Origin of the sequence: Maridesulfovibrio sp., from assembly GCF_963666665.1 — a bacterium.
GTDB lineage: Bacteria > Desulfobacterota > Desulfovibrionia > Desulfovibrionales > Desulfovibrionaceae > Maridesulfovibrio.
Genome location: NZ_OY762999.1, coordinates 2,775,973 through 2,788,210, shown reverse-complemented (window position 1 = coordinate 2,788,210; position 12,238 = coordinate 2,775,973). Strand labels below are relative to the sequence as shown.

12 protein-coding genes are annotated in these 12,238 nt (G+C 50.6%); 3 read left to right on the top strand and 9 right to left on the bottom strand.

Annotated elements, in window-relative coordinates:
• The first annotated feature begins 38 nt into the window (after positions 1-38).
• Complete coding sequence (locus ACKU40_RS12790) at positions 39-1,220, top strand: NAD(P)/FAD-dependent oxidoreductase (RefSeq protein WP_320173179.1); 1,182 nt, start codon at positions 39-41, stop codon at positions 1,218-1,220.
• Here the strand turns inward: ACKU40_RS12790 and ACKU40_RS12785 are convergent.
• The 8 genes from ACKU40_RS12785 to ACKU40_RS12750 form a co-directional block, all read right to left on the bottom strand.
• Positions 1,217-1,585 (bottom strand): response regulator, encoded by a 369-nt coding sequence (locus ACKU40_RS12785; protein WP_320173178.1) that lies wholly within the window; start codon positions 1,583-1,585, stop codon positions 1,217-1,219. The genes ACKU40_RS12790 and ACKU40_RS12785 overlap by 4 nt on opposite strands.
• Positions 1,586-1,704: 119 nt before the next feature.
• The gene (locus ACKU40_RS12780; protein WP_320173177.1) at positions 1,705-2,535 is read right to left on the bottom strand and encodes an FAD/NAD(P)-binding protein; all 831 of its coding nucleotides are present in this window, start codon (positions 2,533-2,535) and stop codon (positions 1,705-1,707) included.
• On the bottom strand, positions 2,528-3,586 hold the full coding sequence (locus ACKU40_RS12775) for a 4Fe-4S dicluster domain-containing protein (protein ID WP_320173176.1): 1,059 nt from the start codon (positions 3,584-3,586) through the stop codon (positions 2,528-2,530). Before ACKU40_RS12775 ends, ACKU40_RS12780 begins: the two co-directional genes overlap by 8 nt.
• Positions 3,587-3,588: 2 nt before the next feature.
• Positions 3,589-4,548 (bottom strand): 4Fe-4S dicluster domain-containing protein, encoded by a 960-nt coding sequence (locus ACKU40_RS12770; RefSeq protein ID WP_320173175.1) that lies wholly within the window; start codon positions 4,546-4,548, stop codon positions 3,589-3,591.
• Positions 4,549-4,578: 30 nt separating this feature from the next.
• Positions 4,579-5,043, bottom strand: a complete 465-nt coding sequence (locus ACKU40_RS12765; protein ID WP_320173174.1) for a hydrogenase iron-sulfur subunit — start codon at positions 5,041-5,043, stop codon at positions 4,579-4,581.
• A complete protein-coding gene (locus ACKU40_RS12760) occupies positions 5,031-6,989 on the bottom strand; it encodes a CoB--CoM heterodisulfide reductase iron-sulfur subunit A family protein (protein WP_320173173.1) in 1,959 nt (652 codons plus the stop codon). Before ACKU40_RS12760 ends, ACKU40_RS12765 begins: the two co-directional genes overlap by 13 nt.
• A gap of 28 nt (positions 6,990-7,017) precedes the next feature.
• On the bottom strand, positions 7,018-7,908 hold the full coding sequence (locus ACKU40_RS12755; RefSeq protein ID WP_320173172.1) for a CoB--CoM heterodisulfide reductase iron-sulfur subunit B family protein: 891 nt from the start codon (positions 7,906-7,908) through the stop codon (positions 7,018-7,020).
• The gene (locus tag ACKU40_RS12750) at positions 7,905-8,465 is read right to left on the bottom strand and encodes a 4Fe-4S dicluster domain-containing protein (protein WP_320173171.1); all 561 of its coding nucleotides are present in this window, start codon (positions 8,463-8,465) and stop codon (positions 7,905-7,907) included. The genes ACKU40_RS12755 and ACKU40_RS12750 overlap by 4 nt, the downstream gene beginning before the upstream one ends.
• Positions 8,466-9,049: 584 nt before the next feature.
• On the opposite strand from ACKU40_RS12750, the gene ACKU40_RS12745 reads away from it, so the two are divergent.
• Both ACKU40_RS12745 and ACKU40_RS12740 read left to right on the top strand, forming a co-directional pair.
• Entirely contained in the window at positions 9,050-9,529 is a 480-nt protein-coding gene (locus ACKU40_RS12745; RefSeq protein ID WP_320173170.1) for a cytochrome c family protein, read from the top strand.
• Positions 9,530-9,539: 10 nt separating this feature from the next.
• The gene (locus ACKU40_RS12740) at positions 9,540-11,543 is read left to right on the top strand and encodes a methyl-accepting chemotaxis protein (RefSeq protein WP_320173169.1); all 2,004 of its coding nucleotides are present in this window, start codon (positions 9,540-9,542) and stop codon (positions 11,541-11,543) included.
• Between the two features lie 228 nt (positions 11,544-11,771).
• Here the strand turns inward: ACKU40_RS12740 and ACKU40_RS12735 are convergent, their stop codons facing one another.
• On the bottom strand, positions 11,772-12,191 hold the full coding sequence (locus ACKU40_RS12735; RefSeq protein ID WP_320173168.1) for a hypothetical protein: 420 nt from the start codon (positions 12,189-12,191) through the stop codon (positions 11,772-11,774).
• Between the last annotated feature and the right edge of the window lie 47 nt (positions 12,192-12,238).

The following is a 12,238-nucleotide window of genomic DNA, read 5'->3' as shown; positions in this document are numbered from 1 at the left end:
CCTTTACCCAACCCCCAAACCAGCCTACAACCTCCCTCATGAGCAATACCTCTTCAAAATATGATGTAATTATCCTCGGCGCGGGCGCGTCCGGGCTTTATTGTGCCATGCATGCTGCTGCGCGCGGACGTAAGGTGCTGGTGCTGGACCATTCCGGTAAGGCGGGGCGTAAGATCCGTGTTGCAGGGGGCGGTAAGTGCAACTTTACCAATATGGATGTTGCGGCTGGTAACTATATTTCCGCGAACCCCCATTTCGTTAAGTCTGCGCTTGCGCGGCACAATCAGTGGGATTTTATCTCCTTTGTTGCCGAGGCCGGTATTGAATACGAGGAGCGCGAAGACGGGCAGCTTTTTACCCTTGAGGGTGCCGGGCTCATTGCCGGACTTCTGGTGTCTAAGTGCCACCGTGCGGGTGTTGAGATTCTTTTGGATCGTCAGATTGAAGAGGTCAGCGGTGAAGGACCGTTCAAGGTGCGTAGCGGTACGCAGGTCTTTGAGGCTGAGTCACTGGTTGTGGCGCTGGGTTCCCCGGCTTGGCCTCAAGTTGGTGCTTCTGCGTTCGGTTACAAGCTTGCCGAACAGTACGGGCTCAAGACGATCCCGGCGCGTCCCTCTTTGGTTCCGTTTACCATCAGCGGACGGGACGGGAAGTTTTGCAAGGAATTGAGCGGCAATGCCTTGCCTGTGGAAATGACCTGCGAGAAACGCACTTTTGCGGGCGATATGCTTTTCACCCACAAGGGGATTTCCGGTCCGGCAGTGCTTCAGATTTCCAACTACTGGCGGCGTGGCTCGGCACTGACCATTAATCTGCTACCTGCTCATAATATTTCAGAAATTCTTGAATCGCATAAGGGCGAGAATATGGCCCTGCGTAATTTTCTGGCCCGCTATTTCACCCGCAAGATGGTCGGTTTGTTGCTGGATGGACAGGACGAGGAGACTCCGGTTAGCCAGTTGACCAAGAAGCGCCAGCTTGCCCTTGCTGAGCGTATTCATTCTTGGCTGGTCAAGCCGCAGGGAACTGAAGGTTTCGCCAAGGCTGAGGTTGCTTCTGGCGGCGTGGATACTGCTGAAATTTCTTCCAAGACTATGGAAAGCAAGAAAGTCCCCGGACTTTATTTTATTGGTGAAGTGCTTGATGTTACCGGTTGGCTGGGCGGTTATAACCTGCAATGGGCATGGTCTTCGGGCTATGCGGCTGGGCAGTTTGTTTAACTCGTAGCTTTCTTGATTACCTCTAGCAGGTTATTGAAATCAAATGGCTTGCAGATGTAATGCTTGATTCCGGCCCGTTTGAATTCTTCATAGGCATCGGAATAACAATGCCCGGTCATGGCTATGATGGGCGTTTTTGACTTTTCACCGAATACAAATTCATCACGGATTCTGTCGATGGCTTCATAGCCGTCCATTTCGGGCATCTGGATGTCCATCAGGATGCAGTCGAAATCAGATTCGTCCAGCCGGTCAAGGGCCTCTTGTCCGTTGGAGGCTACTGTTACCTCGTAGCCATGTTTTTCAAGCAACCGTGAAGCGGAGAGCGCATTTATCTTTTCGTCATCAACAAGCAGTATTTTCATGATTACATATTAATAAGAAAGAACCTTTGCTGTAAAGACAAAGTCAAAATAAAACCCCGTTTTCCACTGGAAAACGGGGTTTCTTTGTAAGCAATTAACAGTCCATGCGGACCGGATAATTACATTTCGTTGGGCAGCTTCTTAAGCTGTTCGTATGTGTAGACGGGACCGTCCTGACATACGTAGCTGGTGCCGATGTTACAACGGCCGCAGATACCAACACCGCATTTCATGCGTTTTTCAAGGGTGGTCACAATCTGATTGTCCTTGAAACCGAGCTTGGCGAGTGCCTGCACGGTGAATTTGATCATGATCGGAGGACCGCAGGTAATAGCTACTGCGTTCTTCGGCTTGGGTGCGATTTCCAGCAGCACGTTGGGGATCAGGCCCACGTTGTGCTCCCAGCCTTCGTATTCCGCATCAATGGTCAGATGGGTGTCGAGGTCGTCGCGTTCCAGCCATTCGGGCAGCTCATACTGGTAAGCCATGTCTACGGGAGTTCTTGCTCCGTAGAGCAGGGTGATCTTGCCGTAGTCCTTGCGGTTATCCAGCATGTAGTAGAGCAGGGTGCGCAGGGGGGCCATACCGATACCGCCACCAACGAAGACGATATCTTTACCTTTCATGTCTTCGTAAGGGAAGTAGTTGCCCAGAGGTGCGCGCACGCCGATCTGGTCGCCTGCGCTCAGGGAGTGCAGCTTATCGGTTACTTCCCCGGTACGCATGACGCTGAACTGCAGGTAGTCCATGCGGGTGGGGGAAGAGTTGATTACGAAAGTGGATTCACCGATACCGAAGGCGGACAGCTGTCCTACCTGACCGGGCTCAAATGTGAATTTTTCTTTGTAGCCGGGATCGTTGAAGGTCACCCGGAAAGTCATGATATTGGGAGTTTCCTGAATGACCTCCTGAATGGTGGCCATCGCAGGAAGATAAGGATTATTAGCCATTTGCTTTCTCCTTTGCTTCGTATGCAATAGCGTTCAGGACGATTTCACGGATGTCCACACCAACGGGGCAGCTCTTGATGCAGCGACCGCAACCGCAGCAGGAGATAACTCCGTCATGCAGGTCAGGGTAGTAGCTGAATTTGTGGCCGACCCTGTTTTTAAGGCGGTGGGCCTTGGTGGGGCGGGGGTTGTGTCCGCTGGCCTCAAGGGTGAACTGGTTGGACATGCAGTTGTCCCAGCTTCTGATGCGCTCACCTTTGACTCCGTCGGATTCGTCGGTGATGTTGAAGCAGTAGCAGGTGGGACAGAGATAGGTGCATGCACCGCAGCTCAGGCACTTGGCGGACTGTGCTTCCCAGAAGTCTATATCGTCGAAAGCTTCGAGAAGCTTCGCGGGAGCTTTGGAAAGGTCCTGTGCTTCGCCCATGGACTGGTCGGCATCTGCGCGGAACTTGTCGGCATCAGCCTGTTTGGAACCGCCGTCTTCCAGCATGGAGCTGGAAAGCAGAGCTTCGCCGCGGTCGCTGACTGCTTCGAGGAAGTAGCCGCCGTCCACGGGAACCATAAGTACGTCGGATCCGGTGGGATCGGACGGGCCGGAACCAACCCAGTGACAGAAACAGGTAGTCTCACCTTTTTCACACGCGAGAGTGATGAAGTAGGTGTTTTCCCTGCGGGCTTTGTAATATACGTCCACGTGCTTGCCGTTCAGGTAAACACGGTCGAACATGGTGAATCCGCGTGCGTCACAGGGACGGCTGCCGAAAACAACCCATGATGAATCAGGAATGGTTTCCTTTACATCAAGGGCCACTTTCTCGGGATTCTCAAGATCTTTGATGTGGCTGAATTTTACAAGGGTTTCACTCTGGGGAAAGCAGGCCTTTTTCGGAGGGGCGGTTGCTTCGCGCTCGATGTTGAAACCTTTCTTGGAGTCGTAGGGCTTGAAGACGATAGCATCACCCTCGTTACGGGGAGCAAGTACTTCGTGCTTCTGGCCCAGTTCTTCCAGCCATGCCGATACCTTGTCGGATTTGATGAATTTTGCCATGGCTACCACTCCTTCTCCTTGATGGTCGGTTCTTCAATTTTGAAGGTCTGCAGCGGCGGAGTTGCCTGAGGATCAAGACCGGCTTCGTAGTTGAAGACTTCCTTGATTTCCTTGTTGAACTTCTTCTTGAAGAGCAGGATGGGAATGTCTACCGGGCAGGCGCGCTGGCACTCACCGCACTCGGTGCAGCGACCGGTAAGGTGGTAAGCGTGGATAACCTGAAACATCCACTTGTCGCGGACGTGGGCTTCCTGGCTCAGCCAGTGCGGATCACGGGACTGCGCTACACAATGGTCGCGGCATACACACATGGGGCATGCGTTACGGCATGCGTAGCAGCGGATGCAGCGGTCCATCTCACCAAGCCAGAATGCGAATTTTTCTTCGGTGGACTTGGCTTCGAATTCTTCGAGATCCTTGTAGCCGTCTTCAAAAGAAGCGGTAGCTTTGATCTCTTCACCGACAAACTGGTCGGAGAGAACTGCGTTAGGGTAGCGGCAGGTCTGGCATTTGTCAGAGAGCATGTCTGCCATGGGCAGCTTGTGCTCTTTACCGTCTACGGTGAGTTTCACTTCAGATTCGCTCACTTCGCAGGCTTCAACCTGTCCTACATCACCGACAGCGCGGCGGATTTTGGTCTGGTCCACAACGCCGGTACAGCCGAAACCGAAGATGGTCACGTCTTCACGCTTGATGAGGTTTTCCTGCAGCAGTTCAACAACGGAACGGCTGTCGCAGCCTTTGACCACGATACCGACCTTTTTACCCTTCAGGGAGGGCAGGTAGGTGGCAAGGTTGTGAACGCTGAGCGCGTCTACTTTCAATTTATCTACATCTGCTTCACTGCGCATGAAGTGCGGAGTGGCATGCAGAGGATCGAAGCTGTCTGTCCACCCGATGACCACATCAAGCTCAGACAGTCCGTCCTTAATTTGCTTTTTAAGATCTTCCAGATTTTTCACTCTGTTTCTCCTTGCGTGGAACAACCCTGATTAGAGGGAAGCTTCCATCAATTTGAGTGTCTCCTCGGCTTCGGGACCCTCGATCTTTTGGGCCGGGCCGAGTTTGTGAATCTGTTCGGTGAATTTGGTCACAACTTCCTGCCAGCGCTGGCCTTCTGATGCGGAAACCCAGGTGTAGTCGAAACGCTCGGGATCGATTCCCAGCATGGGGATGAACCTTTTGAGCATTTCCAGCCTGCGGCGGGCATAGAAGTTACCTTCAGCATAGTGGCAGTCGTTGGGGTGACAACCGGACACGAGCACTCCGTCCGCGCCGGACATGAGTGTCTTCACAATAAACAGAGGATCAATCCTGCCTGAACAGGGAACCTTGATGATTCTCAGGTCAGTCGGCTGGGTGAATCTACCTACACCGGCGGTGTCAGCTCCACCGTAGGAGCACCAGTTGCAGAGAAAACCGACGATTCTGAGTTCTTTACCTTCTAGAACCGGCATACTGCGTTAACCTCCGCAAGAATCTGATTGTCAGTGAAGTGCTGGAGCTGGATTGCACCCTGAGGACAGGTGGATGTGCAGATACCGCAGCCCTGACAAATTGTTTCAATCACCTCAGCTTTGGGCTGTCCGCGGAAGTCTACTTCTTTAATAGCTCCGAAGGGGCAGGTGCTGATGCATTTGCCGCAACCGATGCAGCGTTTGATATCAACTACAGAAACCGCGGGGTCACTTTCCAGCTGGTCCTTGGCGAACATGGCCAGAACTTTTGCCGCTGCCGCACTACCCTGTGCAACAGAGGAAGGAATGTCTTTGGGACCCTGACATGAACCGGCGAGGAAAACACCGGCGGTGTTGGTTTCAACAGGCTTGAGTTTGGGGTGGCCTTCCATGAAGAAACCGTATGCATCGTAGGAGATGCGCAGTTTCTTGGCGAGGTCGGAAGCGCCGTGTGCTGATTCAGCACCGACTGCGAGGACAACGAGGTCCGCGTCAATTTCGACCTGATCGCCCATGAGGGTGTCGGCACCGCGTACAACGAGCTTGTCACCTTTGGGGTAGATCATGGACACGCGGCCGCGGATGTATCTTGCTTCGTATTCTTCCTGTGCCCTGCGGGTGAACTCGTCGAACATCTTACCCGGAGAACGGATGTCCATGTAGAATACGTAGGACTGTGAATCCGGGCAGTGGTCCTTGGTCAGGATAGCCTGCTTTGCGGTGTACATGCAGCAGAAGCCGGAGCAGTAGGGACGCCCGATGGATTTATCACGGGAGCCTACGCACTGGATGAAGACCACGTTTTTGGGTTCCTTGCCATCGGAAGGACGCTTGATGTGTCCCTCGGTGGGGCCGGAAGCGGAGAGCATGCGTTCGTACTGCAGGGAGGTGATTACGTCGGGGTACTGACCTCCGCCGTATTCGCCGTATACAGTCCAGTCTACGAGGTCGAAACCGGTAGCCGCAATAACTGCGCCTACTTCTTCAACTACAAACTCATCGACCTGATCGTAAACGATGGCTTCAGAGGGGCAGACCTTGGCGCAGACGCCGCATTTATCGCGTTTGATTTTGATGCAGAAGTTGGGATCAATAACCGCTTTTTTGGGGATAGCCTGAGGAAAGGGGATGTTGATCGCAGTGGTTTTACCCAGTTCTTCGTCAAAGGGGTTGTCAGCCTTCTTGCTGGGGCATTTTTCCATGCATATACCGCAACCGGTACATTTTTCCCAGTCAACATAGGTGGCTTTTCTTTTTACTTTAACGGAGAAGTTACCCACATAACCGTTTACTTCTTCAATCTCGGAACAAGCGTAGAGGGTAATGTTGGGATGCTGGGCAACGTCAACCATGCGGGGGCCGAGGATACAACTGGAGCAGTCCACTGTGGGGAAAGTCTTATCCAGTTTTGCCATCTTACCGCCGATGGAGGATGTTTTTTCAACAAGGATAACTTCGAGGCCGCCGTCAGCGCAGTCAAGAGCTGCCTGAATACCGGCAACACCGCCGCCCACAATCATAACCTTTTTGTTCATGTCAAAGAACTTGGCATGGAGAGGCTTGTTGTTGAGCAGTTTGGCCGCTGCCATGCGAACAAGGTCGGTTGCCTTGTTGGTGTTGGCTTCGCGGTCACGGCCGATCCAGGAAACGTGTTCCCTGATGTTGGCCATCTCGAAGAGGTAACGGTTAAGGCCGGCTCTTTCGAGGGTTTTGCGGAAGGTGGGCTCGTGCATTCTGGGTGTGCAGGATGCTACAACCACGCCGTCGAGTTTGTGTTCCTTGATTGCTTCTATGATCTCGTCCTGTCCGGGTTCGGAGCAGGCGTACATTGTATCGGTTGCGAAAACAACACCGGGGAATTCCCGTGCGGCTGCAGCAACGGCAGCGGTATCCACGGTACCTTCGATGTTAGTCCCGCAATGGCAGACAAAAACTCCAATTTTCATTTAAGTCTTCTCCTTAGCAGGGTTTCCGCTATTTCTTTTCTTCTTTGCCGATGGCATTGATAGCTTTACGGGGGCTCACGCAGAGCTTGTCCATTCCCAGTTCTTTTTCACTCATGCCGAGGGCGAGGCCCATGAGCTGGGTGTAGTAGAAGATGGGCAGGTTGTGCTTGGCACCTGTTGCAGAGTTGACCTGAGACTGGCGCAGGTCAAGGTTCATCTGGCACAGGGGGCAGGCGGTGACCAGTGCGTCAACACCGAGATCGTCTGCCGCGTCAAGCAGCTTGCCGGACAGGTTCATGACCACATCCTTGCGGGGGATACCGAAGGAAGCTCCGCAGCATTCTACCTTTAAAGGAAAAGGCAGTACGGTGGCGCCCATGGCTTTCATGATGTTGTCCATGGCCATTGGGTGCTCGGGGTCATCGAAGTTCATCACTTCCGGGGGACGGTTCATGATGCAGCCGTAGTAGGCGGCAACTTTGAGTCCCTTGAGCGGTTTGATGGTGCTCTTTTTCAGCGCGTCAAGACCGAGGTCTTCAACGAGAATCTGGAGCACAGATTTGGTGGAGACACCGCCGTTGTAGGGATTGTCCAGCAGTTTGTTGACCTTCTCGCGCATCTCGTCTTTTTTCATACGATGTTCTGCGGTTTTGAGGTTGGTCAGACAACTGGGGCAAGGGGTAATTGCAGTATCCAGATTCATTTTCTCAACCAGCTGTAAGTTGCGGGCGGAGAGTGCGCTGGAAAGTGTGTGGTCCACGGTGTGAGCCGGGGTGGAACCGCAGCAGCTCCAGTCGGGAATGTCGGTGAGCCGGATTCCCAGCTTTTCACAGACAGCCCGGGTGGACATGTCGTATTCCATGGATGTTCCAGCGCCGGAACATCCGGGATAGTAGGCATATGTTAAGGAATCACTCATTTGTGGGACTCCTCTTGGAATCTTTTGAAGATTTTCTTGATTTCATCCTTGCCCTGAATCTCGTGGGGTTTGAAATGCATCTTGCCCTTGGGCAGTACTTTCGGTCCCAGATCAAGGTCAGTCCAGAAACGTCCTGTCTTGGCAACATAAGCTGCAAGCAGGCCTACTTCGAATACTCTTCCGTTGTTTTCAACGGAATCGAGGAAGCTGTCCCAGAATTTCTTGACCGTGGGAACAGGAGCATATCCTTCCCTGCGGGCCATGTGGCGCAGCACATCCATGATGTGAGCCACGTCGATGTTGTTGGGGCACCTTGTGGTGCAGGATTCGCAGGTTGCGCAAAGCCAGAGAGACTTGCACTTGAGCACGGTTTCCTTTTGCCCTGCCTGAACCATACGCATGATTCTGCTTACTGGGATGTCGTACGCGAAAGTGTACGGACATCCGGCGGTACAGTTACCGCACTGGTAGCAAAGGGAGACATTCTGTCCGCTTTCCTTTTCTACCTGTTTAACAAAATCGGCATCGTAAGTCTTAGTAATATTAACTATTCCCATAAATGAGTAGCCGCCTTTCCGCTTAAAAAGTCCGGTGGAGCAGACCTTTAGTTTCCGTAGATTGGCTTAAAGATTATTGACAGAGTATGGATTCTTAAGAGGTGGTATTCTGCCAGAAGAACTATGAATTCTGCAAGCGATAATAACGTGTTTCACGATTGTTTCTTTTGCAGACGGTTATTTGAGGGTGATTGGAAGGTTAATAAATGAACAATATTCACCTGTCCTTAATCAATTGCCTAAAAAGATGATGGATAGACTTCATAGGCAGCACAAACGGCTTGTAGTAAAAAATAGACTAAATAAAGAATTGGGTTCTTGTGCTGAATGTTTTTTTTGATGAAGTGGTTGAATGAGAGTGTTTATAATGTGGATAGTTAGCTAATATATTGTTTCATTTTTACTACAATCAGTGACTTTAATGTTAAATTCTACTTCACTTCCATATAAAAACAAGATAGTTGAATCAGTATACATATATATAGTTGGCCATAATTTTTTTGTAATTAGGTCTCAGTATTTGCGGAAGTGGTGTCTGAGGTTGGGTTTTGAAGTATGCGGACTATCAAGACAACGGGGTTATTATGGTATTAAGAGGTTTTGCCGTAAGGATTGGGGTGATTCTGGCGGTAATTACAGTTTTTAGCTGTTCGCTGGTCGAATATGGGATTACGGATTCAGCGACATATGTGGGGTCTGAGGCATGTGCAGAATGCCATGAGGTGGAGTACAACAACTATAAGAAATTTTCTAAAAAGGCCCACTCCAGTAAAAGCGTGAAGATCATGGCTTCAGATCTTAGTCCTGACGAGCTTAAGGAGTGCTTTGGATGTCATGCTACCGGGTATGGGAAACCCGGCGGATTCGTTTCTTTTGAACAAACTCCCAAGCTTGCAGATGCAGGGTGTGAGGTTTGTCACGGTCCGGGGTCTCTTCATGCTGAAGACGGCGATCCGGAGCTGATCAAGAGAAAGATGGCTATCGAGGAGTGTGAAGTCTGCCATAATGCAGAACGGGTCAACAACTTCAATTACAAGCCGCTGATTTTCGGCGGAGCTCACTAGGGAGGTCTCTATGAACTTTATTAAGACTTCCCTTGGTAACAAGGTCATGGTGCTGACCTCGTTGCTGACTGCTACGGCTTTTATTATTCTGTTTCTTGCAAACTCTTTCTGGCAGCGCACTACCATGATGGAAGAGATTGAAAAGAACGCATACAAAACTGCGGATATGCTGCAACTGGCCATCCGTGAACCCATGGCCAAGGGTGATAACCGGGGTACAACTGAAAAGTTTGCTACGGTTTCCAAAAAATATCCTGATGTGGCCATTTATCTGACCAACTTCAAAGGTAATATCACATATTCTACTAACACCGGTAATATTCGTTCCGATATCAAGAATGTAGTCCGCGATAAGGATATTAACAGCCTTGTCGTGCAAAGTCTTAAGAAAAAACTCAAGAGCGGCCTTCTTTCTGAAATGGGCGGCAAAGAAGTTTTTGTTGAGGTTGAAACCATCGAGAATGAGAAGGCTTGCTATCACTGCCACGGCAGGAAGCAGCCTGTGCTCGGAACATTGGTGATGGTTCAGGATGTGTCACCTCAGTTTGCAACATTCCATGAGTCCCAGTTTAAAGGAGCTGCACTTTCATTCGGAGGCTTTGTCTCCCTGCTGGCAGCCCTTCTGTTCTTCATGCGCAGGTCAATTGTTAAGCGTATCCAGATCATATCCGGTGCTACAAGTGATTTTGCTAAGGGTAACCTTGATGCACAGTTTGCTGTGGACAGCAGTGATGAACTCGGAACTCTCGGAGATCATCTCGGTGAAATGGCCCGTCAGATTAAAGACCAGTTGGTATATAACCGCGGTGTGCTTAACGGTATAACCGTACCCATGATCGTAACTGACGGTGACAGCAAAATTGATTTTGTTAATGGTCCTATGCGCGACATCCTCAATAAGCCTGAAAATGCTCTTTTAGGAAGGGATGTCGGCGATTTTTTCCGGGTAGATGGAAAGTCTCTTACTCAAGAGGCTATCTCTGTCAGTGAGTGTCCTGAAGGATTGCTTAGGTTCAAGCGTGAAGATGGCGTTGAATTTCCGTTACGCTATCAGGTCTGTCCGCTTCTCAATGCTGAGGAAGAGACCGTTGGTGCTATTGCGGTAATGGTCGACCTTACCGAAGAGGAAGCCAGTCGCAAGCATATTGAGCAGCAGCAGGAATCTTTGCTTGAAGTGGCGAATGAGGTTACTGAAGTCTCCAAGGCTTTACTTTCCTACACCACGGAGCTTTCACAGCAGATGAATGAGCTGACTGCTGGTGTTGACACCACAGCCATGCAGACCGGACAGGTTGCAACCGCAATGGAAGAAATGAACGCCACTGTGCTTGAAGTCGCCCAGAATACCGGTGAAACAGCTGAAGCTTCCGACAGGGCCAACTCAGTTGCCCGCGACGGAGGAAAGGTTGTCAGCAACACAGTCTCCGAGGTTCATATTGTGACTGAAACAACGGACAAGCTCTCCGATATGCTCGCCGACCTTTCAGAGCGGGCAATCAACATCGGTGAAGTCATGTCTGTTATTAATGATATTGCCGACCAGACCAACCTGCTGGCCCTGAACGCAGCTATTGAAGCGGCTCGGGCCGGTGAAGCAGGGCGCGGCTTCGCTGTTGTAGCTGACGAAGTTCGTAAGCTCGCAGAGAAGACCATGGGCGCAACCAATGAGGTTGAGAGCGCAATCACACTCATTCAGCAGTCCACAGACAAGGTTGTCTCCGAGATGAGCGGGGTTCGCGGCAGGGTTGAGAATACCGTGCAGATGGCAGAAGGGGCCGGAGACGTACTCAGCCAGATCGTCAACGAAAGTGAAAGCATCGCTGATATGGTACGGGCTATCGCCACCGCAGCTGAGCAACAGACCGCTACCAGCGACGAGATCAACAACAGCGTCACCGAGATTAACAATCTCTCTCTGGCTCTGTCTGATGGTATCCAGAATGCTAACACCAACATTCAGGAAGTAGCTGAAATGGCCCAGAAATTGAGCCATCTGGTGGAAAGATTCAAGTAGTTTGAATAGCTAAAGCAATTCAAAAAGCCCCTCCCGCTGATGCTGGAGGGGCTTTTCTTATGACGGGCTGTACATGAAAAATGAAAACCCCTGAGAGAATAAATCTCAGGGGATATGCTGGACCATTTAAGTCGTAATTCATTGACAGTCTTGTGCTGTACTAAAAAAGAAAAGCATCCGTATCGTTATTATAAGGACTATTTTCTGTGTAAAATTGATGCTTAAAGCTTAACGCCAGCCCTTACCTGCGTTACTGAAAATTTCTGTAATTCTAATGTTTTTCACGGGTTTAAATTTGTTGGCCCGTGCTTCCTGCGGAGTCTTGCCCGTGCTTTCATAGATAGTCTCTATGTACTTAAGCAGGCCGACCATGCCCTTACTTTTTTTACTGGTCTTCTTCACTTTGCAGGTGATGGTGTCGGGAGAAATAGCATGGTATCTTGCGAGGTAGGTTCCGTCTTTTTGGAGTAATATTTCCATGCGGGTGAAGCCTTTGATGTGGCTTTTGTTCAGTTTGACTACCCAGCCGATGGCAAAATTTGTAAATGTATCCAGTTCTTCCTGGGTTCCGGGCTGGGAGGCATATGCTGCAGAGCAAAGCAGCAGGCTTACAATAAGAGATGTTAAAACTTTGCTGGCAAGTCTCATCTGGTACTCCAAAGTGCGAAAAGGGTGGAAAGAAAAATCTTCCCACC

Excerpts from the sequence above, each read along its gene's own strand:
- ACKU40_RS12790 (WP_320173179.1), top strand. The coding sequence starts at position 39 with ATGAGCAATACCTCTTCAAAATATGATGTAATTATCCTCGGCGCGGGC.
- ACKU40_RS12785 (WP_320173178.1), bottom strand. The coding sequence starts at position 1,585 with ATGAAAATACTGCTTGTTGATGACGAAAAGATAAATGCGCTCTCCGCT.
- ACKU40_RS12780 (WP_320173177.1), bottom strand. The coding sequence starts at position 2,535 with ATGGCTAATAATCCTTATCTTCCTGCGATGGCCACCATTCAGGAGGTC.
- ACKU40_RS12775 (WP_320173176.1), bottom strand. The coding sequence starts at position 3,586 with ATGGCAAAATTCATCAAATCCGACAAGGTATCGGCATGGCTGGAAGAA.
- ACKU40_RS12765 (WP_320173174.1), bottom strand. The coding sequence starts at position 5,043 with ATGCCGGTTCTAGAAGGTAAAGAACTCAGAATCGTCGGTTTTCTCTGC.
- ACKU40_RS12760 (WP_320173173.1), bottom strand. The coding sequence starts at position 6,989 with ATGAAAATTGGAGTTTTTGTCTGCCATTGCGGGACTAACATCGAAGGT.
- ACKU40_RS12755 (WP_320173172.1), bottom strand. The coding sequence starts at position 7,908 with ATGAGTGATTCCTTAACATATGCCTACTATCCCGGATGTTCCGGCGCT.
- ACKU40_RS12750 (WP_320173171.1), bottom strand. The coding sequence starts at position 8,465 with ATGGGAATAGTTAATATTACTAAGACTTACGATGCCGATTTTGTTAAA.
- ACKU40_RS12745 (WP_320173170.1), top strand. The coding sequence starts at position 9,050 with ATGGTATTAAGAGGTTTTGCCGTAAGGATTGGGGTGATTCTGGCGGTA.
- ACKU40_RS12740 (WP_320173169.1), top strand. The coding sequence starts at position 9,540 with ATGAACTTTATTAAGACTTCCCTTGGTAACAAGGTCATGGTGCTGACC.
- ACKU40_RS12735 (WP_320173168.1), bottom strand. The coding sequence starts at position 12,191 with ATGAGACTTGCCAGCAAAGTTTTAACATCTCTTATTGTAAGCCTGCTG.